Origin of the sequence: Flammeovirga aprica JL-4, from assembly GCF_012844305.1 — a bacterium.
In the GTDB taxonomy this organism is placed as follows: Bacteria; Bacteroidota; Bacteroidia; order Cytophagales; family Flammeovirgaceae; genus Flammeovirga; species Flammeovirga aprica.
The window spans coordinates 69,798-92,451 of record NZ_JABANE010000005.1 but is presented as its reverse complement, the minus strand read 5'-3'; the positions used below and the strand labels follow the sequence as shown (position 1 = coordinate 92,451).

21 protein-coding genes are annotated in these 22,654 nt (G+C 36.0%); 12 read left to right on the top strand and 9 right to left on the bottom strand.

Annotation, left to right across the window (positions count from 1 at the left end):
* Positions 1-10: 10 nt before the first annotated feature.
* Positions 11-1,708, bottom strand: coding sequence for an AMP-binding protein (locus HHU12_RS02820; RefSeq protein WP_169654801.1), 1,698 nt, complete (start codon positions 1,706-1,708; stop codon positions 11-13).
* Between the two features lie 332 nt (positions 1,709-2,040).
* Here HHU12_RS02820 and HHU12_RS02815 point away from each other — a divergent pair, with 332 nt between their 5' ends.
* The 3 genes from HHU12_RS02815 to HHU12_RS02805 all read left to right on the top strand — a co-directional run bounded on the left by HHU12_RS02815 (position 2,041) and on the right by HHU12_RS02805 (position 4,031).
* Positions 2,041-2,469 (top strand): J domain-containing protein, encoded by a 429-nt coding sequence (locus tag HHU12_RS02815; protein ID WP_169654799.1) that lies wholly within the window; start codon positions 2,041-2,043, stop codon positions 2,467-2,469.
* 21 nt (positions 2,470-2,490) lie between these two features.
* A complete protein-coding gene (locus HHU12_RS02810; protein ID WP_169654797.1) occupies positions 2,491-3,318 on the top strand; it encodes a PspA/IM30 family protein in 828 nt (275 codons plus the stop codon).
* A 185-nt stretch (positions 3,319-3,503) separates the two neighbouring features.
* Entirely contained in the window at positions 3,504-4,031 is a 528-nt protein-coding gene (locus HHU12_RS02805) for a hypothetical protein (RefSeq protein ID WP_169654795.1), read from the top strand.
* A gap of 212 nt (positions 4,032-4,243) precedes the next feature.
* Here the strand turns inward: HHU12_RS02805 and epsC are convergent, their stop codons facing one another.
* From epsC to HHU12_RS02775, 6 genes are all read right to left on the bottom strand, one after another.
* Positions 4,244-4,993 (bottom strand): serine O-acetyltransferase EpsC, encoded by a 750-nt coding sequence (epsC, locus tag HHU12_RS02800; RefSeq protein ID WP_240970831.1) that lies wholly within the window; start codon positions 4,991-4,993, stop codon positions 4,244-4,246.
* Between the two features lie 242 nt (positions 4,994-5,235).
* Entirely contained in the window at positions 5,236-5,826 is a 591-nt protein-coding gene (locus HHU12_RS02795) for a 1-acyl-sn-glycerol-3-phosphate acyltransferase (RefSeq protein ID WP_169654793.1), read from the bottom strand.
* 258 nt (positions 5,827-6,084) lie between these two features.
* Positions 6,085-6,804, bottom strand: coding sequence for a tRNA threonylcarbamoyladenosine dehydratase (locus tag HHU12_RS02790; protein ID WP_169654791.1), 720 nt, complete (start codon positions 6,802-6,804; stop codon positions 6,085-6,087).
* A gap of 37 nt (positions 6,805-6,841) precedes the next feature.
* On the bottom strand, positions 6,842-7,507 hold the full coding sequence (locus tag HHU12_RS02785; RefSeq protein ID WP_169654790.1) for a TatD family hydrolase: 666 nt from the start codon (positions 7,505-7,507) through the stop codon (positions 6,842-6,844).
* A 117-nt stretch (positions 7,508-7,624) separates the two neighbouring features.
* Entirely contained in the window at positions 7,625-8,545 is a 921-nt protein-coding gene (locus HHU12_RS02780) for a PfkB family carbohydrate kinase (RefSeq protein WP_169654788.1), read from the bottom strand.
* 203 nt (positions 8,546-8,748) lie between these two features.
* Entirely contained in the window at positions 8,749-9,117 is a 369-nt protein-coding gene (locus tag HHU12_RS02775; protein ID WP_169654787.1) for a hypothetical protein, read from the bottom strand.
* 234 nt (positions 9,118-9,351) lie between these two features.
* Here HHU12_RS02775 and HHU12_RS02770 point away from each other — a divergent pair, with 234 nt between their 5' ends.
* A complete protein-coding gene (locus tag HHU12_RS02770) occupies positions 9,352-10,353 on the top strand; it encodes an META domain-containing protein (RefSeq protein ID WP_169654785.1) in 1,002 nt (333 codons plus the stop codon).
* A gap of 114 nt (positions 10,354-10,467) precedes the next feature.
* Here HHU12_RS02770 and HHU12_RS02765 read toward each other — a convergent pair whose 3' ends face one another.
* Complete coding sequence (locus HHU12_RS02765; RefSeq protein ID WP_169654783.1) at positions 10,468-11,571, bottom strand: lactonase family protein; 1,104 nt, start codon at positions 11,569-11,571, stop codon at positions 10,468-10,470.
* Positions 11,572-11,675: 104 nt separating this feature from the next.
* On the opposite strand from HHU12_RS02765, the gene HHU12_RS02760 reads away from it, so the two are divergent.
* The 3 genes from HHU12_RS02760 (at position 11,676) to HHU12_RS02750 (ending at position 15,304) form a co-directional block, all read left to right on the top strand.
* Entirely contained in the window at positions 11,676-11,948 is a 273-nt protein-coding gene (locus HHU12_RS02760; protein ID WP_169654781.1) for a SelT/SelW/SelH family protein, read from the top strand.
* A gap of 70 nt (positions 11,949-12,018) precedes the next feature.
* On the top strand, positions 12,019-13,671 hold the full coding sequence (locus HHU12_RS02755) for a glycerol-3-phosphate dehydrogenase/oxidase (RefSeq protein ID WP_169654779.1): 1,653 nt from the start codon (positions 12,019-12,021) through the stop codon (positions 13,669-13,671).
* Complete coding sequence (locus HHU12_RS02750) at positions 13,655-15,304, top strand: FAD-binding oxidoreductase (protein ID WP_169654777.1); 1,650 nt, start codon at positions 13,655-13,657, stop codon at positions 15,302-15,304. The genes HHU12_RS02755 and HHU12_RS02750 overlap by 17 nt, the downstream gene beginning before the upstream one ends.
* Positions 15,305-15,763: 459 nt before the next feature.
* On the opposite strand, the gene HHU12_RS02745 is transcribed toward HHU12_RS02750, so the two are convergent.
* Positions 15,764-17,404: an ABC-F family ATP-binding cassette domain-containing protein gene (locus tag HHU12_RS02745; RefSeq protein WP_169654775.1), complete on the bottom strand. Its 1,641-nt coding sequence runs from the start codon at positions 17,402-17,404 to the stop codon at positions 15,764-15,766.
* Positions 17,405-17,818: 414 nt separating this feature from the next.
* Here HHU12_RS02745 and HHU12_RS02740 point away from each other — a divergent pair, with 414 nt between their 5' ends.
* The 5 genes from HHU12_RS02740 to pgeF all read left to right on the top strand — a co-directional run bounded on the left by HHU12_RS02740 (position 17,819) and on the right by pgeF (position 22,312).
* A complete protein-coding gene (locus HHU12_RS02740; protein ID WP_169654773.1) occupies positions 17,819-18,064 on the top strand; it encodes a hypothetical protein in 246 nt (81 codons plus the stop codon).
* A 55-nt stretch (positions 18,065-18,119) separates the two neighbouring features.
* Entirely contained in the window at positions 18,120-19,976 is a 1,857-nt protein-coding gene (locus tag HHU12_RS02735) for an alpha-amylase family glycosyl hydrolase (protein ID WP_169654771.1), read from the top strand.
* A gap of 209 nt (positions 19,977-20,185) precedes the next feature.
* Positions 20,186-20,773, top strand: a complete 588-nt coding sequence (gene hisH / locus HHU12_RS02730; protein ID WP_169654769.1) for an imidazole glycerol phosphate synthase subunit HisH — start codon at positions 20,186-20,188, stop codon at positions 20,771-20,773.
* A gap of 1 nt (position 20,774) precedes the next feature.
* Complete coding sequence (hisA, locus tag HHU12_RS02725; protein ID WP_169654767.1) at positions 20,775-21,509, top strand: 1-(5-phosphoribosyl)-5-[(5-phosphoribosylamino)methylideneamino]imidazole-4-carboxamide isomerase; 735 nt, start codon at positions 20,775-20,777, stop codon at positions 21,507-21,509.
* Between the two features lie 11 nt (positions 21,510-21,520).
* Positions 21,521-22,312: a peptidoglycan editing factor PgeF gene (pgeF, locus tag HHU12_RS02720; RefSeq protein ID WP_169654765.1), complete on the top strand. Its 792-nt coding sequence runs from the start codon at positions 21,521-21,523 to the stop codon at positions 22,310-22,312.
* Positions 22,313-22,654 lie beyond the last annotated feature (342 nt).

Here is a 22,654-nt window from a genome sequence, read left to right as displayed (position 1 = left end):
TTCTCTATTTTTAGTGAAGAACCTTTTTGCTTTTATCCAGTTCTTCTTCTTTTAATAATCTTCTTAAAATTTTACCGACTGTAGATTTTGGCAGTTCTGTTCTAAATTCATAATGTTTTGGTACCTTGTACCCTGCCAAATTATGCTTACAGAAGTCCTTCAATGCTTCTGCTGTTAAATGCTGATCCTTCTTCACTATAAAGCATTTCACCGCTTCTGTTGACTTCTCATCAGGTACACCAATCACAGCACATTCGGCCACTCCGTCATGCATAGCTAATACTTCTTCCACTTCATTAGGATACACATTAAAACCAGATACCAAAATCATATCCTTCTTACGGTCTACAATTTTAAAATAACCATGATGATCCATAGTGGCTATATCACCAGTTCTCAACCATCCATTCGGGAAGAAAGTCTCCGCTGTCTCATCATCACGCTTCCAGTATCCTTTCATTACTTGAGGCCCTTTCACACAAAGTTCTCCTTCTTCTCCTATTGGCACTTCAACACCTTCTTCATTTAAGATTTTCACATTTGTAGAAGGATAAGGCAAACCAATTGTTCCAATTTTCGGGCTATCCAAACGGTGTACACAAACCACGGGAGACGTCTCTGTAAGTCCATAACCTTCCGCTAAGGTACAACCTGTCACTTCTTCCCATCGTTTTGCTACGGCTTCTTGTACGGCCATACCTCCACCAATTGTTACCTTCAATTCGGAAAAGTCGATATCGGCAAATTTCTTGTGATTCAACATTCCATTGAAAAGGGTATTTACACCTGTAAGGATAGAAAACTTATATTTGCTGATTTCCTTCAAGAAAGCATCCATATCTCTTGGGTTGGTGATCAAGAGGTTGTGAGCACCAATTTTCATCATCGTCATACAATTGACCGTCAAGGCAAAAATATGATACAACGGCAATGCTGTGATCACTAATTCTTTCCCTTCCTCAAGACAGCCTTGCAACCAGGCATTGGACTGTTCTAAATTCGCAACTATATTTCTGTGTGTAAGAATTGCTCCTTTTGCAACTCCAGTTGTACCTCCAGTGTATTGAAGAAAAGCATGATCCTCTCCAGTCATCGCCGGGCGTCTGTATTCCGCTTTCTCTCCTAAACTCAATGCTTTTTTAAACGGCACTGCTGTAGGAAGTTTATAAGCAGGCACCATTTTCTTCACGTATTTCACCACCGAATTGACAATAAGACTCTTTGGAAAACCTAATAAGTCACCCAATTCAGTGATCACAATATTTTTTAATTCTGGCAGTCTGCCTTTTATATTTTGTAGCTTATCCGCAAAATTGGCTAAAATTACAACCGTTTTTACTCCAGCATCCGAAAACTGATGCTCCATTTCTCTTTCCGTATAAAGAGGGTTTGTGTTTACCACAACCATACCCGCTCTAATCGCTCCAATCATAGCAATTGGATACTGTAATGTATTCGGCATTTGGATTACAATACGATCCCCTTTTTTCATATTACAATGATTCTGTAAATAGGAAGCAAAATGCTGAGATGCCAAATCAACATCCTCATACGTGAGCTTTCCTCCCATATTTTCATATGCAATCTTTTTTGAAAACTTCTGGAAAGATTCCTCAAATAACTTGAGTAATGAGTGGTAATTATCCGGGTTGATCTCTTTTGGAGTAAAATCGGCATAGTGTTTATGCCAAGGGAAATTCTGTTCCATTTGCACTATTGGTTGATAAAAAAGAGGTAAATACCTCTTTCTGTGTATAGTATTAGATAATTAAATCTAAGAAGTCAAATTCTTCAACAACATCGAAGGCTATGACTGCTCAAAAATATAAAAAAAATGTCTGAGTGTGTACTATTGAAGAGTGCTAATTAACACATCTTTAGTAAATGTCAAATATACACCTATTGAGGAATATCACAAAAAAATAAATGAAAAATCATTCACAAATAACTTTTTATGCATTAAAGTATCTTTTTTAGTAACTTTTCGTCTTATATAGTAAGACGTTTATTCAAATTCATTAAGCAAGTTAGATATATACGATGTTAGTCGACCGATTTAAGAATATATTAAAGTCAACAATCAACGATCAGATTGAGAATAATCCCGTTTTTCAACAGCTTTTCGAGAATGATTCAAAAGAAGACTGGAGGAAACATTACGAGGAGATAAAGAATGATACCTATAAGTATCAGGAACCGCAGCAAAATTATCAGAGTCATACACATTCACAACAGCAATATTCTTCTCAGCAAACACAGCAAAAGTCGCAGGAAGATGAATATTATAATGCTTTAGAAGTAAAAAGAGGGGATGATTTTGCCACAATAAAGAAATCTTACAGAAAATTGGTTAAATTATATCATCCGGATTTGTATGCTGGCGACCCCGCTAAACAAGAAATGGCACAAAAGGTCACATTACAAATCAATGAGGCTTATAATTACTTTGAAAAAAAATTAAAAAATTAATAACAAAATTAGAGAATCGAAATGTTTGGATGGTTAAAAAGACTTTTTGGGATAGCGGAAGCGGAGGCACATTCAGTTTTAGATAAATTAGAAAACCCTATTAAACAAACTGAACAAGGTATTAGAGATTTAAAAACTGATCTTTCAAAATCAATGCAAGGTCTTGCGGAAGTGAAAGCACTTTCTATCCGTGAGAAGAAAGAGTTTGAATCAAATAGTAGAAACGCTAGAGAGTTTGAATCGAAAGCAGTATTGTTATTACAAAGAGCACAAAGCGGACATATCAGCGCTGATGAAGCAGATCGTTTGGCAAGTCAGGCTTTGGAGAGAAAACAGCAATACGAGCAAAGAGCCGGTGCAAATCAAAAAAATATTGACAATTATTCTGGTATGCTTTCTAAAATGGAAAGTAATGTTCAAAGTTTAAAATCTCAGATTTCTAACTGGGAGAATGAATTGAAAACATTGAAAGCTAGAGCGACTGTTAGTGATGCCTCAGCTAAATTAAATAAACAATTGGCTAGCGTGGACTCGTCTACTACAATTGCACGATTAGAAAAAATGAAGCAAAAAGTAGAAGAGAAAGAAGCTTTGGCAGAATCTTATGGTGAAATTGCAGATATCAGCAACAATACGGTAGATAACGAGATTGATAAAGCTTTAGGTTTAAGCGGCGGGTCTTCAGTAGAATCATTGGGTACTTCTGATGAACTAAAAAGATTGAAAGCGAATCTTAATCAAAACCCTACTAATAATACATCTGCAGGTTCTTCTTCTGCTGGGTCTTCAGCTGGTGGTGGATCATCTGAATTAGATAGACTGAAAGAGCAGTTGAAAAATAAGCAATAACAGCTTTTTAAAAATTATAGATCAAGGGCAATTCATTACTATGGATTGTCCTATTTTTTTGCCCTTTTTTCTATAATAAGAGGAGAAATATTGTACTATTCTTATATAAGACAACTTTCATGTTAATATTTCGCACTTATTTAATAAAGAACGTGTTGTGTAAACAGTAACAACCAACACCCTTTATGCTGCGACTTATTTACTTCATCACTTTTATCACTACTTTTAATCTTATTAATGCTCAACATCATGTTATAGTAACAGATATTCACGAGGCTTACGACTATTATCAGTCTTCTCATGAAGGTGCTAATACTGCACTGCACTTCATCAGTGAATGCTTTGACTGCAATACCATTGAGTGTATTAAAGAAAATGTCAACATTGCAAAACAAGAGGCAGAAGAGGCTATGAAAAATGCCCACTTTGCTAAGGATGAATCCCACAGTGCTAGAGCACAGGCTGAAGAGATTTGTACCCACGCCAAAGACAAAGCTGGCGATGCTCATGGTTCATTTCATGATGCAAAGATGGTCTTTGATATTGCCACAATCTCCCTCACCAACGTACATTATGCTGACGATATGGATGAGATGCACTCTCACCTAACTATTGCCGTAGATCATCTTCATGATGCTATTGGCCATTTAAATAGTGGAGTGGACGGGCTGAACAATGCCTTAGGGCATATTGAGTATTGTAAGAACAGGTAATGTAAATGTTGAACAATTAAAATTTAACTTATCTCGATTTTATATGTTCAACTAATTATTATTCAATTAAATCCTTTATTTACTTTTCATTTTATTAAAAAAAATGCCTCAGCTTTTCAACTGAGGCATTATCTATTTTCAATAAGTACTAAACCAAAAATTAATAACACTAATTCATATTATTTTTTGTCTTAGTACTTAGAAACAAGTTCCTACATCTTTTTCTTTCTCACACTCACAGTGCTTTGATTATACACTGTCGAGTTCGGTTCCACACTTTCGGTCAGCCAAACGTTACCGCCTATAATAGAGTTCTCTCCAATTACCGTTTCACCTCCCAGAATAGTAGTACCAGAATAGATGATTACGTTATCTTCAATCGTTGGGTGACGTTTCATAGTTGCCAGATCTTTGCTTACACTTAAGGCGCCTAAAGTCACACCTTGATAGAGTTTCACGTAATTACCGATATTGGTTGTCTCCCCGACTACAATTCCAGTACCATGGTCAATGCAGAAGTATTCACCTATGGTTGCTCCTGGATGAATATCTATCCCTGTTTTACTATGGGCATATTCTGAAAACAAGCGAGGAACGATAGGCACTTCGCATTTGTATAACTGATTAGACAGACGATACACAAAAACAGCAAAGAAACCCGGATAAGCCAAAATTACTTCTTCAATATGATTAGCGGCTGGATCTCCATCGTAAATCGCTTGAGCATCTTTCAATAACTTGGCATGTACTTCTGGCAAGCACTCAAAGAAACGTTCAGCCGCACTGCTACATCCTACCTCAAACTGATCACGGATTGGCAGGAATAACTCCTGTAGCTTTCCTTTAAGTCTGATCAATGCTAATTCGGCAGCATAGTGTCCTTGTTCCACTCCTGAAACTACAGGGAACAAGAACTGAAACATATCATCAATAAATTCTTCCGCCTTCTGTTTAGAGGGCATCTGAAACATGCATTTGTTAGAATTTATTTGAGTGATTATATCTTTCTCCACGTTTTTTACTTTACTTTCCATAACCAATTATTGGTGATAATTCCTTGATAAAGGTAGTTACCGCATTTCCGGATTAATAATTTAAGAACGAAAATTATTCATTTCGGGTTGTTATTCAAATGTAAACGGGTTTTTAGACAAAAAAAAGTAGAAACTTTCATTTCTACTTTAAAATATTATTTCGCCTTTTGCTAGGCAAACCTTTTATCATACATAAACATTTCTGGGAATTTTGGTCCCGGATTGTGTTTCTTATAGACAGAAATGATGTATTTCATATCCTCTTCGAAGTTTCCTGTGGGATGGAAAGCCTCGTATACTCCTGCAGTTTTAGTGTCATAATCTAAATAAGCTAACACAATAGGCACCTTGGCAGTAGTGGCTACATAATAGAAGCCTGATTTCCATTCTTCTCTCAAGGATCTTGATCCTTCTGGTGGGATAACCAATGAAAGTTCTTCTTTGACTTCAAAAAGATTAGCCATGGCTTCCACCATACTCAACTTTGTTTTTCTTTCTCCTTGAGGTCTTCTGTCAATACCAATCGCCCCCATAGGTTTGAGCGCAATACTGAGTGGAAATCTAATCCATTCTCTTTTGATAGCAAATCGTAGTTTAACTCCTATCTTCAACATGGCCGCTACCATATATACAGCATCCCAATTAGAAGTATGCGGAGTAGCTAAAAAAACACTCTTTTTTAAATCATTTTGATCAATATGATCAATACTTAATGACCAACCATTCAAATTGAATAATAAACGGAAGATTAATCGTATCATGCTTTGTTCCTTTCTATGAAGGTTCTATAGGTTTATCTTAAATGAAAGACATTAAAAATTCATGTAATAGATAGGACCAGCTCACGGGGCTGTTTGTGACAAAAAGCCCCATCTTTTTTACCAAACCTATGTTAATACAAAAAAATGCTCAGTCTTTAAATTACTTTCAAGTACTTAAAAACTGAGCATCAAACAACAACTAAGTGTATACAGAAAGTGATTATTTCAATGGAATTCCACTCTCTCACCTCACTGTTTTTACTTTAGTAAGTCTCTGATTGCCACTGACGCAACTGTTAAACCAAACACTGCAGGCATATAAGAAATAGTGCCAATTGTAGAAGCTTTATGTTTCACATCCTCTACGGTCACCACTTTATTTTTATCCACTAATTCTGGAGAGAAAACACATTTAATTTTTCTTCTAAATGATTTCTGAGGTATACGTTTTCTCACTTGTTTTGCCAAAAGACAGTTATAAGTATCTCTCAATCTACCTACTTTTGTTTGCGAAGGGTCCATTCTTCCACCGGCACCCATAGAGCTGATCACTTTGATTTTTTTCTCCATACAAGCTGACAATAAAGCTACTTTAGGAGTAAGAGTATCGATACATTCCACCACATAATCGTAGTCATACTCTTCCAGCAATTGATGAATTGCCGTTTCATCTTCAAGGTACGTTTCCTTGATATCCAATACTACATCAGGATTAATATCTTTGATTCTGTCACCAATTACTGATGCCTTAGGTTTAGCTGTTGTACTTACCAATGCTGCAATCTGACGGTTTCTATTACTCTCATCAACAACATCTCCATCCACGATAGTAATTTTACCTACTCCTGCTCTCGCAATTGCTTCTGCTGCAAAACCACCAACTCCACCAACTCCAACTATCAGCACATGCTTACTTCCTAATGTCTGAATGCCATCTTGACCTATCAATAACTCCGTTCTTTCTTGCCAGTGTCCCATCTTGTTTGAATGTATATTTTAAAAATCGACTGCAAATCTAAAGAAGTTCATCAATTTTGGGAAATAACTTTTTAGCTATTTCTAATTTTTCTTCTACCACATCCTCTAGCGTACTATCATAAAGAGCTGTACCTTTTTGATATACCTCCTCTATTTTGAGATCAGGATCATCATCTGTTTCAAATAAATGAAATGCAGTAGAAGTTTCCTGAAGGACCTTATGCAGCTTGGGTCTTTGTTGTAAAATTCCTTTTCCGAAGGATAAAAAACAGCCTTTATCAATCAACTGACGTGCTATCTGTACATTTCCCATAAACCCATGAAAAACCCAAGGCATTTTGCACTTCATTTCTTTTCTGATCTGAAGTACATCGGAATAAGCGCGTACACAATGTATGATGACGGGTTTATGATATTTCTCCGCTATTTCAATATGTCGTTTAAAAATACGCTTCTGCTCCTCCAAGGGAAATGAAATCACTCTATCCAAACCTGTTTCCCCTACCGCATCTAAATGTATCGCTTCATTTTCAAGCTTTGTCAAACACTTCTCCACATCCACATCTTCTAAATGCCAAGGATGAAGACCAGCACTGATTATTTTTTCATCAGATAATTTAAAGTCATCCTGAATAAACCTGTTGATTAATTCCAATGAATGCTCAGTGGCATAATGTGTATGTGAATTGAAATATTTGTGCATAAAAAAACTTCTCTACTTTTTAAGCTATTGTACAATTAAAATTGAAATTTTAAATGCTCAATAACTTATTCAAAAATAAGCAGAGAAGTTTAGTTTCAACAATTGAATGCTTTCAAATTAGAAAGTCATATCAAATGATGTCAATTTATGGAATTCTTGAACACGTGCTTCTAAATCCTTTTCAGTGATTTCCAACAAACGCTCAGTACCGAATTTCTCAACACAGAAAGAAGCCATTGCTGAACCGTAGATCACTGCTTTTTTCATGTTTTCAAATGAAATATCATCTGTTTTCGCTAAATAGCCAATGAAACCACCCGCGAAAGTATCACCTGCTCCTGTCGGGTCAAACACTTCCTCTAATGGTAAAGCTGGCGCTGAGAAGATTTGGTCTTCATGGAATAATAAAGCACCGTGCTCACCTTTTTTGATGATTAAGTACTTAGGTCCCATTGCCATGATTTTCTTCGCCGCTTTCTTTAAAGAATACTCACCTGATAATTGGCGTGCTTCCTCATCATTTACAGAAAGTACATCTACCATAGAGATCGTTTTTTTAAGATCTTCCATTGCAATGTCCATCCAGAAGTTCATAGTATCCATTACTACTAACTTTGGACGATCTTTCAAACGCTCAATAACTGTACTTTGAACTTGTGGTGAAAGGTTACCCAACATCACATATTCAGTCCCTTGGTAGCTTTCCGGTACGATTGGATCGAAGTGCTCTAAAACGTTCAATTCTGTCACCAAAGTGTCTCTTGAGTTCATATCATTATGATACTTACCAGCCCAGAAGAAAGTTTTCTCACCTTCTTTGATTTGAAGACCTTCTGTATCAACACCTTGATCTTGAAGTGTTTTGATGTATTCCTGAGGAAAGTCATCACCTACTACAGCTACTACTCTAACAGGTTTTACGAAGAATGAAGAAGAAATAGAGATGTATGTTCCAGCACCGCCGATGATTTTATCAGTCTTGCCAAAAGGTGTTTCAATTGCATCAAAAGCAACTGAACCTACAGTTAATAAACTCATAAGTTTTATATTATTACTTTGTAATTTCTAGATAAGAAAGTACTATCTCAATTCTGATTAGTACTTATTTGGAGCACAAAAGTAAAAAAATATGAATGGAAAAACCTCATTCTATAAATTATCATTAAGATAATTACAAAATAAAAGGTGGGTATTAGGTTGTTATTATAATTAAAAGTAGTCCGCTAAGCCTAAAACTTCATTTAATTCAAAACCGGAGTATTCTCCAACTCACACGCATAAGTGAGGTCTAACATAAATTCCCTGATATCATTGATATATTCTTCTGCCTCTCTATCCGTCGTTATATCGTCGTCAGTGAGCACAAAATAAATAATAAGGCAATTATAATTGTTGTCTATAAAACTGATTACATCGGGACTGACCGTAAGCAATGTGCTACAATCTGATCTATTGACCGCCTCCTCAATGATGTCATTGTATTGTTTCACCATATTCGCAATACTTGCATTATCGCAGGCCGTCACCGAAGAAGCTTCTTCTTGACCACAGGAGACCACGCCAAAGCAAACACACAAACATGTTAGTAAACTGATAATATATCTTGTCATAATACTTTAATTCATCTGCTATAACGACAATTAAAAAAATAGTATGAACAATATAGTATGCCCAAATATTTTAAAAATATTGGTTGATCGTTATTTCTTTTAACTATTTTTAATACTGAATAAGTAACTGGTTTACAGTTTATTTAAAAAGTAATTTATCAATATATCACTTGAATAAAAACTTAAATGTCATTGAACCGTTAAGTTTTACTCAACATAACTACATTAAATAACATGGCAAAAATACTAAAATTCGCTTTATTTATAATAAGCATTGGTTCATTATTAAGTTGTGCTACAACAAAACAGCCTAATTTATCAACAAAAACATTAATCATTGGCAGTAAAAAAGTGGACTGCACAGGTGTAGGTCCTCAAAAATGCTATCAAGTAAAAGAAGATGGAGCTCAAGAGTGGAGTAATTTCTACGGCAACATTGAAGGATTTGAATACAAAGAAGGGTATGAATACCAAATTGAAGTAGCTATTACTGAGGTGGAAAACCCTCCGGCAGATGCTTCTTCATTAAATTATAAACTTGTAAAGATTTTGAAAGAAACACAGGATCCATATATGACACTTTCGGGTACATGGGTAATCGAAAGCTTGGACGGTAAGACTACTGATCCTTTGAAAACATATATCGCTTTTGATCCTGCCACTGATAGAATTTCAGGTTACGCTGGCTGTAACGGGTTAGGCGGATCGATGAAATATGATGCTGAGGCGGATACTTTAAGTGCTGGACCTTTTATGTCAACAATGATGTTCTGCCAAGAAGTAGCAGAGCATGAGCGTGCTTTGGGAAAAGTGCTTGAGCAGTTCAATAAGTTTAAAGTGGAAGGTGATGTACTTACTTTATACAAAGGGGATGAAGTGCTGGTTACTGCCAAAAAAGGTATGAATCACAGAGATTTATTCAGAAACTGGGAAGTAACGCAAATTGAAGGTGTTGCTGACTTGGGTGGCAATATTCCTAACTTCTTCTTGTCAAAAGACCTTGAAGCAAATGGTACTGGAAGCTGTAATAATTTCAAAGGTAAATTTGAATTAGATGCTTACTCATCTGCGATCAAAATAGGTCCATTGGCTGCTACAAGAATGATGTGCGCTGAAAACAATGTGGAAGGTGCATTCTTCATGCAAATTGATAAAGTCAACCGTTATGAAGTAAAGGACAAGGAACTTTACTTATACCAAGATGATCAATTGCTGATCAAAGCTAAGCGAAAATAATGCAATAGAAAGGTACTTGATCTTTTAAGACAAGTACCCGGACTTACAATTCAAACGAAACTATTTTATCATTAAGCTAAAAAACCCTGATGTTTTGCATCAGGGTTTATTTTTTTACCAGAAAACTACATTTACCGGCAGTGGTACTTTCACTTCATTTTTGTATTCCAATGCTCCTGTTTTCTTATTTCTCTTAAATAAAACAACATTATTGGACTGTTGATTTGAAACAACTACAAAATCTTGTTTAGGGCTGATACTGAAATCTCTTGGAGAATCACCATGAATTTTCGTGTAGCCCAAATTCGTTAGTTTACCTGTTTTCTGATCAATTTTATAAGTGACAATACTGTTATGTCCTCTGTTAGAAGCATATAAGTATTTTCCATCTTTCGATACTTTAATAGCTGCACAAGTATTCAATTTACTTTTATCAAAATCTGCAGGAAGAGTAGATAGTTCCTCCTTAAGCACAAAACCGCTTTCTGACATGGTATATGAAGCAACTGTACAAGATAACTCATTCAATACATAAAGAAACTTTCCTCCTTTTGACCATATTAAATGACGAGGACCTCCGCCTGCTGTAATTGCTATAGTGTTTGTCTCTTCCAGTTTACCATCTACCACCTTGTACTCATGTACTTTATCACTCCCTAAATCAACGGTATAAACTCTTTCTTTAGCGGCGATATAATTAGAGAAATGAGCATGAGCCGCTTCTTGTCTGTTGGTTTGAGGCCCTTTGCCTTCATACTGAATCAAGTCAGATTTTTTTTCAAGAAGACCATCTTTGATTTTAAAAACACCAACATTTCCTCCCGAATAGTTCGCTACAAAAACATTATTCTGATCATCAAGGGAAACATGACAAGGGTGAGCTCCCCCACTATTGACCTGATTGACAAATGTAAGATCTCCTGTTGCTTTGTCTACTTTGAATAAACTTACCTGACCGTCTTTGCCTGGAAGTTTATTGTCTGAGTTTTCATTTACTGCCACCACAAACTGATGGTCTTTTGAAAAGGCAAGGTAAGAAGGCTGATCCGATTTAGCGGCTACTCCATCGAGAACCAACTTTTCATTCTTTGCATCAATATGCATTTTGTAAATTCCTTCTGAAGTGGTGCTAGTATACGTTCCTACATAAAAATTTTGCTGTGCAAAAACGGGGTTAAAAAGTAAATACACTAAAGAAGCTATCAGAATTTTTTTCATCGTTTATTTAATTTATTTAGATCTTCAAAGTACAAAAAATACATAAATTATTTACATTTATTTCTGTATACAACCGTAACATTACGACAAAAGAAACGAAAGCAATGGAAAAAATTAAAATCACAATAGAATATTGCACACTATGCCAATGGACTCCAAGAGCGGTGTGGTTGCAACAGGAATTACTCTACACTTTCAATAATGAAATTGAAGAGATCAGTTTAAGACCTACAAACGGCGGTGTTTTTAAAATTTCTGTCAATGAGCAATTAGTATGGGACAGAAAAGAGCAGGGATTTCCTGAGCCCAAAAAAGTAAAACAAGCGATCAGAGACTTGGTTGATCCAGAGCGTTCATTGGGTCACACTGACAAATAAATGAATGATTTCTATTGAAATATGAATTGCATTCCTTATTTTTTGGGAACCAACCAATAAATAAACACCTATGCAATACCCTATGTCTCATAGAGGCTTTTCTGCTCCTCATTATGATGCGATCATCATTGGAGGCGGCATTACAGGTGCTTCTATTGCTTATGAATTAAGTTTGAAAGGAGCTTCTGTGGCCTTGTTGGAAAAAAGTGATTTTGGTAGTGGTACTTCTGCCGCTACCTCCAAATTAATTCACGGGGGCTTACGCTATCTTAAAAACCTTGAAGTTGGGCTTGTCAGAGAATCGCTGAGAGAAAGGCGTTATTTGTCAGACATTGCCCCTAATTTTGTACGCCCTATTCCATTTATGCTTCCTTATTATTCGCTGAAAGAGCAATTGATGCTAAAAGCTGGAATGGAAGCTTATGATTATCTCTCATTTGACAAGCAGAAAACAAAACTGAAAGAAAATGCCCTTCCGAACTATCAAACATTAAGCAGAAGGAAAACAATGATAAGAGAGAAAACTATTCATGAAAAAGGACTTATGGGTAGTTATATCTATTATGATTGTCAGAATGCATATGCTGAGCGGCTGACCTTAAATTTTATCAAATCGGCTATGCTTCATGATGCCGAGGTGAGTAATTACTGTAAAGTGACGGATTTCAAAGTGATCAACAACGTCGTGAAAGGCATAGAGGCTTTTGATCTTATTCATCAGCAGAAAGTAAAACTAAATGGTACAGTAGTCATTAATTGTGCTGGCGCTTGGGCTAACTCGGTTTTACAGCTTGAGCATTCACCTCAAAGAAAAAATATACCACTCAGGTCAGAAGGAATTCATATTGTCACTCCTTCATTGGGAAATAAACATGCCGTGGCATTGGTTACTCCAAAAGGCAGACATATCATGTTGCTGCCTTGGCGAGGACATACCATTATTGGCACTACAGACAAACCTTATAAGGGAGAAGTGGATGAATGGGATGTGACGCAAGAAAGTATTGATGAATTGATTGAAGAAGTCAATGCTTGCTATGGAAATGCACTCCTTACAAAAGAAGATATCACTTATTATTATGGAGGATTGAGGCCTTTGGTGGATCAAAATACAGAAAATACGTATGATCAATCCCGCAAACATGAAATTGTAGACCATGCTTCTGAGGGTTTCAAAAACTTATTGACAGTTGAGGGGGGAAAGTATACTACTTCAAGGCATTTGGCTGAGCTATTGGGAGAAAAGATTTCATCAGTAGTTGATTTAGAAAAAAAGCATGAACAAACTGCAAAACAGCCACTTTTTGGTTGTGGGATTTTACATATTGAAAACTATAAAAAATATTTGATGGATGAATTTCCAAAAGCTATTCACCTTCAAATCGACACTTTAGTGAATATGTATGGAGAGGAAGCGAAAGAAATTCTAGATATTCATTTTAATAGTAATTCAGAAAACCTATCAGAAGAAGGTGAAGTAACGGCACAAATCCATTATGCAATCAAGAATGAAATGGCCTTCACTTTGGAAGATTTATTTCTAAGAAGAACAGGTTTGGGCACATTAAGACAGCCTTCAGATGTGCTAATTCAAAAAGTAAGTTTAATTTTGAAGGAGAAATTAAATTACAGTGAAGAACAACTAATACAACAAAAAGAAAACTTGTTAAACCATTATCGTTTGATTCAAAATCAAAGTAAGAGAAATGAAAACATTGCTTAAAAAAACTTACAGACAAATTCTTAATTGGGGAGATCCTAACTATCAGGAAGTGCTTTCTGATGATGTAAAGAAAACAATACAAGAACTTGTCGGAATACCTGTTTTGGAAGTGAATTTACCTACTTTTTTACCCGGTGAAAAAGAAGTAGTTGTAGATCGGAAAATTCAGCTTCCACCTAAATATGTCAAAGAGTTTACTGAAATAGTAGGTGCTGAAAATATTAAAACTTCAGATTTTGACAGAGCAAAACATGCTGCTGGAAAGTTTTACAGTGAGCTTCTTGAATTAAGACAAGAAAAAGTAACTACTCCTCCCGATTTAGTAATCAGTCCTAATGATGAATCACAGGTGGAATTAATCATTCAGAAATGCAATGAGTGGAAAATAGCAATTTGTCCTCAAGGCTTAAGATCTTCTGTCACTAAAGGTATAGGTCTTCCTGATGGAGGTATCGCATTGGATTTGACCAAACATCTCAATCAAATCATTCATCTGGATGAGGAGAGTCTCACCGTCACTGCTCAGGCAGGAATCAACGGACCAGCTTTGGAGAAATTCTTGAATCAAAAAGGATACACATGCGGTCACTTCCCTCAATCCTTTGAGTTTTCCACTTTAGGCGGATGGATTGCAGCGAAAGGTGCCGGTCAATGTTCTACTGGCTATGGTAAAATAGAAGATATTGTTTTAAGCTTAAAAGCTTTCACTCCTATCGGGATCTTTGAAAATGAAAGCTATCCTAAAGCCGCACAAGGATGGGATGTAATGCCTTTGTTTATTGGGGCCGAAGGAACTTTAGGTGTGATCACACAAGCTACCATCAAGATTAGAAAATTTGAACCGAATAATCGCCGTAATGCTTGTATCATCTTCAAAGATTTTGAAAGTGCTCAAGGGTCAATGCAAGCTTGTATTCAAGGGCAATTTGGCTTGCCCCATCTGTTCCGAATTTCAGATCATGAAGAAACAGAAGTTGCTTTTAGAATGAAAGGTTTTGAGGGTTCTTTCTCTGATAAAGCACTGCAAGCAATAGGCTACAAACCGAATAGCAGGTCTCTGATGTTTATCTCAGTGGAAGGAGATAAAGATTATACCTCTCTGGTAATCGATAAAATCAAATCGACCTCAAAGAAATTTGGTGGCAGATCTATCGGGAGCCGTCCTACAAAAAAATGGCTTTCACAGCGTTTCCACTCCGCTTATATGCGTGAGCCTCTAATGGACCTTGGGCTGATGACTGATACTATAGAAACTTCAGTAATGTGGAAAGATCTTAAAAAGCTATGGAAGAATGTGCGTACTTATATAAAATCTAGACCCAATACCGTTTGTATGTGTCATATTTCACATGTGTATGAAAATGGAGCCAACCTCTATTTTACTTTTATTTCTCCTACAGATAAGTCTGCTCCTCTTGAAGATTATCAGCAATTCCATGAAGGACTTGTCAACACCATTTTATCCAATAATGGATCTCTTTCACATCATCACGGAATAGGCAGGGCCTTGTCACCTTGGTTGAAAGAAAAAATTGGAGAAAACAGCTATCAGCTCATGCAAGGTATAAAAAGTATTATTGATCCTAACGGAATAATGAATCCTGGAAGTGTGATAAACGAATCAAATAAATAATTTGCATTTCAAAAATAAAACCCCATCGTATTAACACAATGGGGTTTTATTATAAAAGCCTTATTCAGTGACTCTTACCTTCTTGTATAATACAAAAAAGAATAAGGAAATAACTATACACTGAAATGCGATGAAGATAAAGCTAGTGTTCAAGTTGAATACAAAACGCAACATTTGTGGTGCGATGATGAGTCCTAGCAAAATAATTAGTCTCTTGTCGTTCATTTACAATTAGTTTTTACGTAAGTAATAATTTAGTTTTCGTTATAGAAGTTTTCGGTTTCGAATCTAAGTTTTTTACCAAATAATCGCTAAATAAAAATATTAGATTAATACAATTATCCTATAAAAACTGCTAATATTTCAATTAAAAAATCATAACATTGAAAATAACATAAAAAAAGGATGTCACTTGAGCTTCAAACTCAAGCGACATCCTTTCATCTACCTAATAATGAATTACTTAGATAAATTAATATCTGCGATACTCTTTATTCTATTTCTCTCAAGGAAAGCATCAATCGTTTCAAAATGCTCAATGACTCTTTGCTCTTTAAATTCGAATACTTTTTCAGATAAACCTTGTAAGAAATCTCTATCATGGGAAACCAAAATCAAAGTACCGTCAAAGTCTTTCAAAGCCTCTTTCAATACGTCTTTTGATTTTAGATCCAAGTGATTGGTAGGTTCATCAAGAATCAGTAAGTTGACGGGTTCCAATAATAATTTCACCATTGCCAAACGTGTTTTCTCTCCACCTGAAAGAACACCTACTTTCTTATCTACATCCTCACCACCGAACATAAACTGCCCTAAAATATTGTTGATGTGTTTTCGGATATCACCTTTCGCCACTTCATCAACCGTTTGGAAAATGGTCAATTTAGGATCTAATAAAGAAGCTTGATTTTGAGCAAAGTACCCTACTTGTACATTATGTCCTAGTTCCGCTTCACCAGAATCAATTCCTATTTCTTTTAAAATGGACTTGATCATAGTCGATTTTCCTTCACCGTTTCTACCTACAAAAGCCACTTTCTCTCCTCTACGGATGGACATGTTGGCATCTTTGAAAATCACTTTATCATCATACGATTTTGAAACATCTGTCACTGTCACAGCAATTTCTCCAGATCTTGGTGCCGGAGGGAATTTCAGTTTCAATGCTGATGTATCTACCTCATCCACTTCTATAATTTCTAACTTTTCAAGCATTCTCTCTCTCGAGTTCACTTGATTTGTTTTAGAATAAGTCCCTCTAAAACGCTCAATAAAAGCTTTAGTTTCTGCTATGAACTTCTGCTGTTCTTGATACGCTTTCAACTGCTGTGCTCTACGATCTTCTCTTAATTCCAAATAATGAGAATAATTGGCTTTATAATCATAGATTCGCCCCATAGTCACTTCAATAGTACGGTTGGTGATATTATCAATAAATGCTCTATCATGGGAAATCACCATTACTGCATCAGCCTTATTGACTAAGAAATCCTCAAGCCAAATTACTGATTCAATATCAATATGGTTAGTAGGCTCATCTAGCAAAATCAAATCAGGCTTCTGTAAAAGAATTTTTGCTAATTCGATACGCATTCTCCACCCACCACTAAACTCACTTGTCTGACGTTGGAAATCATCTTGTTTGAAACCAAGACCTTTTAATGCCTTTTCAACTTCAGCATCATAATTTATCTCTTCAATAGCATAGTACTTCTCACTCAAGTCCGTTACGCGCTCGATGATTTTCATATACTCATCACTTTCGTAATCCGTACGTGTTTCCAGTTGCTTATTAAGTCCTTCCATTTCATCACGCATCTCAAAAATATGCTGATACGCCTTGGAAGCCTCTTCGAATACTGTACAGTCATCCTCAGTCAATAAATGTTGGGGCAAATAAGCAATCACCGCTTCCTTTGGAGCTGTCACCTGTCCTTTAGTAGCCTTCTGTACACCTGCTACTATCTTCATCATTGTAGATTTTCCTGCACCATTTTTCCCCATCAAGGCGATTTTATCGGTAGGATTAATCACAAAGTTTACATCACTGAAAAGTGTCTGACCGCTAAATTCAACGGCTAAATTATCAACTGAAATCATAGGTATTTATTTAATGAAGCAAAGATAAGAGAAGGAATGAAGGAATTAGATTTTTTTGATAACTATTAAAAAGTAATTATACACTTTCTTTGTGCATCAAAAAGTAAAAATGGAAATGGATTACTTTACAAGCTGTTATTATTAAAAAAATCATCTAATAAAATAATAATGCACCACTAAGGAAAAGAGGTAACTTTTAGTCCTTTAATCTGTAAGTCAATTCATTAAAATTAATCAAAAACACAAAAAATTAACTCAATAAGAGTCCATTAGAATTAATCTTAAATTGCCACAACTATAATATCATATAATTAAAAAATATTTATAGTAATTTAATTTCAAATTCTGTTCAAAATTAACTATTATTACTACACACTTTTTATTAAGAATTTAACCTTATTCCCCTATTAAAATATGAATGAAATTGAACAAATTGTTCTAAATGCAATCAAAAAAGACAAGGACTATTTAAATGCCTTAAAAAAGCAATTGAAAGACACAAATCCTTTTACTGTAGCTGTAAAAATGCAGGATGATTTAAAAGATGTAGACAAACATAGAAACCTGTATGACACTATTTTAGACCAAGTAGACCTGTACAAAATTGCCAATTCATTAAACCAGAAAAGACCTTACAACAAGAAAGGTGCAAAGGAATAAAATCTTAAAATTCCAACCTGCTGTTTTATTATCAATTCCTGTTTCCTAAATAACAATGATCAAAAAAATTACCATCGTTGGAGCACTGCTGTCAATGCTTATTGCAGGGTGCTCTACATCGCATGACAAAGAAGAAAAGAAAGTGAAAAAATTATTGGCGGAATCTCAATCCACTGAAAAAATTGAAGACCATAAAATCATCATTTACCAGATGATGACTCGCCTTTTTGGTAATACCAATACTACAAATAAACAGTGGGGTACTCTCGCTGATAATGGCGTAGGTAAATTTAATGATATCAATGATGCCGCACTACAAGGAATTAAAGACCTTGGGGCAACTCACGTTTGGTATACAGGTGTCATTGAGCATGCTGTGATTACTGATTACAGAAAAAATGGCATTCCACTGGATGATGCCGATGTGGTAAAAGGACGTGCGGGGTCTCCGTATGCTATCAAGGATTATTATGATGTCAACCCTGACCTTGCGGTGAATGTTGACAAAAGAGTCGAAGAGTTTGAAACGCTGATCAAAAGATCACATGATAATGGTCTGAAAGTGATTATTGACTTCGTTCCAAACCATGTTGCGAGAAAATACCACTCTGATAAAAAACCAGAAGGAATTGAAGATTTCGGTGCTTCTGACAATCTAAAAGAAGGTTTTGATGCCAATAACAACTTCTATTATATCCCTGGAAAACCTTTTGAAGTACCTGAAGGCTACAAGCCACTGGGCGGTGATAAATTCACTACCTCTGATGGGAAATTTAAGGAAATACCGGCAAAAGTTTCTGGAAATGGAGCCGTAACTTTTGCGCCTACGGTCAATGACTGGTTTGAAACAGTTCGTCTGAATTACGGTGTCAATCACCTTTCTGGTAATGGTGAAAAAGTTTTTGACATCAATGGAGAAGTTCCATCTACTTGGAAAAAGACTTTGGAAGTTTTGACTTACTGGACCAAGAAAGGAGTAGATGGATTTAGATGTGATATGGCTGAAATGGTACCTGTTGAGTACTGGAATTGGATGATTCCTCAGATCAAAAAAATCAATCCTAAAATCCGTTTTATTGCTGAAGTTTACAACCCTACTGAATATAAGAATTACATTTTCAATGGTAAATTTGATTACTTGTATGACAAAGTGGGCGTGTATGATTCATTAAGAGCGGTAATGGAAGACAGACCAGGTTCTTCATTGTCTCACCTTACAAAGGTATGGAAAGACATGGACGGCTTCAACAATCATATGTTGCGTTTCTTAGAGAATCATGATGAACAAAGAATTGCATCTAAGGAGTTTGCAGGCGATCCTGTTTTAGGTATTCCTGGTATGGCTGTAAGTGCGGCACTAGGTAGTGGTCCTGTGATGATTTATTTCGGTCAGGAAGTAGGTGAGCCAGCTATTGGTGAATCTGGATTCAGTGGTGATGATGGCAGGTCTACAATTTTTGATTATTGGGGAATTCCAGAGCATCAAAAATGGGTCAATGACCATAAATATGATGGTGGTTTGCTGAGCGAAAGTCAGAAAACATTAAGAAATGACTATAAAAAACTATTAAAAGCGGCCAAAGGTTCTGAAGCAATTCGCAAAGGTCATTTGATAGATTTACAGCAGTTTAACCGTACAAACTCTCAGTATAATGTGGACAAGACTTATAGTTTTATTCGTTATACTAATAATGATAAGGTGCTTGTAATTGCCAATTTTGAGAACAAAGACATTACTTCTGAAGTGATTATTCCGAATGAAGTAATGACCTTAATCGGTATCAAAGAGAAAAAAATCACGGCTAAAGACCTGATTACTGGTTATACATATGATCTTGATTTCAATACAGCCAATGAAAGTGGATTAAGTATTCCGGTACAGAAATACGGTGCTTTATACCTTTCATTTTAGGATTTGAATCCATGTTTGAGGTGTGAGATACAACTCTGTTTCAACGTAAGATAAATTCAAAAAAAAGGAGTGAATTCTATTTATTTGATAGATTTCACTCCTTTTTGTATTAAAAATGGCAATGTTTTTTTCATTCTATAGAAAGAGTTTTAATTTTGATTTTCAAATTTCAAATCGCGTAACTGCGTAATAATAAAACTATCTGTTAGATGAAAGTTGCCATTTTAAAATACAATGCGGGAAATGTACAATCTGTACGTTATGCATTGCAACGTTTAGGGATTGATCCCATCTTGACAGACAATGCTGAAGAGTTGAAAAGCGCCGATAAGGTTATTTTTCCAGGTGTTGGAGAGGCGAAATCAGCAATGGACTATCTTAAGGCACGTCAATTAGATCAATTGATCAAAGATTTAAAACAACCTACACTAGGGGTTTGCCTTGGTCTACAATTAATGTGTAAGCATTCCGAGGAGAGAAACACGGACTGTCTTGGTATTTTTGATGTGAATGTCAAAAAATTTGAAAGCGAGACACTAAAAGTCCCTCACATGGGATGGAACAATATTCATGATCTGAAAACTCCTTTATACGAGGGAATCAGTAATGAAGACTATGTGTACTATGTGCATAGTTACTATGCTGAATTGTGCGAAAATACAATTGCTGTGACGGATTATGTAAACCCTTACAGTGCATCATTACATAAAGACAACTTCTACGCGGCACAGTTCCACCCTGAAAAAAGCGGTGATGTTGGGCAAAAAATTATAGAAAACTTTCTAACAAAAATCTAATATGTCTACAAAAATAGATATCATTCCAGCTATCGACCTGATTGATGGTAAATGCGTACGTTTATCACAGGGAGATTACAATCAAAAGAAAATTTATGCTGATGATCCGTTGGTAATCGCAAAACAATTTGAAGATGCGGGAATCAAAAGATTGCACTTGGTAGACTTAGATGGTGCTAAAGCGAAGCAAGTTGTCAACTATGGTGTATTAGAAAGAATCACAAAAAATACTTCTTTGATTGTTGATTTCGGTGGAGGAATTCAGTCAGACGAAGATTTGGTGAAAGTATTTGACCATGGTGCTGAAATGGTAACTTGTGGTAGTATTGCAGTAAAAGAGGTAGAAAAATTTACTTCTTGGATTACAAAATTCGGAAACGATAGAATCATTTTAGCAGCAGATGCTAAAAATAAAATGATTGCTGTAAGTGGATGGCAAGAAGACTCTAAACTGCCTTTATTTGAATACTTGAAAAACTATACGGCTAAAGGTATTACAAAAGTGCTTTGTACTGACATTTCTAAAGATGGAATGATGCAAGGTCCTAACACTGAGTTGTATGGCGAAATCATGAAAGACTTCCCACATATCGAATTAATTGCGAGTGGCGGTGTAAGTAAATTTGATGACTTGATTGCTTTGGAAGAAGCAGGTATTCCTTCTGTCGTAGTTGGAAAAGCCATTTATGAGAATACGATCTCAATTGAGGATATATATCAACACATGTCTAAATAGATTGGTAAGAAATGAGTATTGAAACCTTAGTTTTTGAACAATTTAGTGAATACAAAGGTCAGATTGATCATTTCATCACCACGAGAAATGGAGGGGTTAGTACCCCTCCTTTTGCTTCTTTGAACCTTGGCAATATGCTTCATGATAATCATGAAGCCGTTCTAAAAAACAGAGCAATTGTCAAAGACGCTCTAGGCTGTCAACGCCTTTTTATTGCCGACCAAAAACACACCAATAAGGTCTTCTCCATCACTGAAAATAATGTGGAGGAGTACCTGAAAATGGAAAACCCCTTTCCTGAATCTGATGGCATGATCACTAATGTGAAAAACATTGGGTTATTGACTTTAGCAGCTGATTGTACTCCTATCCTATTATTTGATCCTATAAAAAAAGTGATAGGTGCGGTGCATTCTGGATGGAAAGGAACGGTACTAAAAATCCTAACAAAAGCGGTAGAGCAAATGGTTACTGATTTTGATTCTGAGGTAAAAAATATCAAAATCTCTTTCGGCCCATTTATCAAAGAAGCCAACTATGAAATTGGAAAGGATGTAATCGTTCAATATGAAGACGCATTTCCAAACGACATAGATAAAATTCTATTACCCCACATCAATCCTGAAAAAGCCTACCTTAATATCACAGAAGCCCAAAAATCACAATGTAGTGCTTTAGGCATTCTTAAGGAAAACATTGAATTCCTTCCTTTTGACACCTATACGGATGAACGGTTCTTCTCTGCAAGAAAAGCATCTCCTGGACAAACGGGAAGGTTTGGTGGAGCGATTGTGCTTCGATAAACCTGTAATCTAAAACACCTACCCACTCCCTCCACTGGCGCAAGTGTTAAGGCGGAGGCGTCACTTGTGTCTATATTTGGAAGGAGTCTGTTGACTCCCTACCCCACAAATTAATAGTCAATGTTTACTGATGAAAGGGTTTGTGGAATTTGTTTAGTTGATTCGGAAGTCTGGAGACTTTTCCGATTGTTAGACACAAGTGACGCCTATCGGCTTAACACTTGCGCCAGAGAGTAATGCCTACAGCTTAATACGTCGAACAGTGAGCGGGGGCGTTTGTGCTTCAATAAATTCGCAATAAAAAAACACCAACTCAGGAATAGCTCCCAAATTGGTGTTTAA

Coding starts and splice junctions, on each gene's coding strand:
- HHU12_RS02760 (WP_169654781.1), top strand. CDS start 11,676: ATGGAAAAAATTAAAATCACAATAGAATATTGCACACTATGCCAATGG.
- HHU12_RS02770 (WP_169654785.1), top strand. CDS start 9,352: ATGGCAAAAATACTAAAATTCGCTTTATTTATAATAAGCATTGGTTCA.
- HHU12_RS02775 (WP_169654787.1), bottom strand. CDS start 9,117: ATGACAAGATATATTATCAGTTTACTAACATGTTTGTGTGTTTGCTTT.
- HHU12_RS02785 (WP_169654790.1), bottom strand. CDS start 7,507: ATGCACAAATATTTCAATTCACATACACATTATGCCACTGAGCATTCA.
- HHU12_RS02750 (WP_169654777.1), top strand. CDS start 13,655: ATGAAAACATTGCTTAAAAAAACTTACAGACAAATTCTTAATTGGGGA.
- epsC (WP_240970831.1), bottom strand. CDS start 4,993: ATGCCCTCTAAACAGAAGGCGGAAGAATTTATTGATGATATGTTTCAG.
- HHU12_RS02815 (WP_169654799.1), top strand. CDS start 2,041: ATGTTAGTCGACCGATTTAAGAATATATTAAAGTCAACAATCAACGAT.
- hisA (WP_169654767.1), top strand. CDS start 20,775: ATGTCTACAAAAATAGATATCATTCCAGCTATCGACCTGATTGATGGT.
- HHU12_RS02805 (WP_169654795.1), top strand. CDS start 3,504: ATGCTGCGACTTATTTACTTCATCACTTTTATCACTACTTTTAATCTT.
- HHU12_RS02780 (WP_169654788.1), bottom strand. CDS start 8,545: ATGAGTTTATTAACTGTAGGTTCAGTTGCTTTTGATGCAATTGAAACA.
- pgeF (WP_169654765.1), top strand. CDS start 21,521: ATGAGTATTGAAACCTTAGTTTTTGAACAATTTAGTGAATACAAAGGT.
- HHU12_RS02745 (WP_169654775.1), bottom strand. CDS start 17,404: ATGATTTCAGTTGATAATTTAGCCGTTGAATTTAGCGGTCAGACACTT.
- HHU12_RS02735 (WP_169654771.1), top strand. CDS start 18,120: ATGATCAAAAAAATTACCATCGTTGGAGCACTGCTGTCAATGCTTATT.
- HHU12_RS02795 (WP_169654793.1), bottom strand. CDS start 5,826: ATGATACGATTAATCTTCCGTTTATTATTCAATTTGAATGGTTGGTCA.
- HHU12_RS02765 (WP_169654783.1), bottom strand. CDS start 11,571: ATGAAAAAAATTCTGATAGCTTCTTTAGTGTATTTACTTTTTAACCCC.
- hisH (WP_169654769.1), top strand. CDS start 20,186: ATGAAAGTTGCCATTTTAAAATACAATGCGGGAAATGTACAATCTGTA.
- HHU12_RS02810 (WP_169654797.1), top strand. CDS start 2,491: ATGTTTGGATGGTTAAAAAGACTTTTTGGGATAGCGGAAGCGGAGGCA.
- HHU12_RS02820 (WP_169654801.1), bottom strand. CDS start 1,708: ATGGAACAGAATTTCCCTTGGCATAAACACTATGCCGATTTTACTCCA.
- HHU12_RS02790 (WP_169654791.1), bottom strand. CDS start 6,804: ATGGGACACTGGCAAGAAAGAACGGAGTTATTGATAGGTCAAGATGGC.
- HHU12_RS02740 (WP_169654773.1), top strand. CDS start 17,819: ATGAATGAAATTGAACAAATTGTTCTAAATGCAATCAAAAAAGACAAG.
- HHU12_RS02755 (WP_169654779.1), top strand. CDS start 12,019: ATGCAATACCCTATGTCTCATAGAGGCTTTTCTGCTCCTCATTATGAT.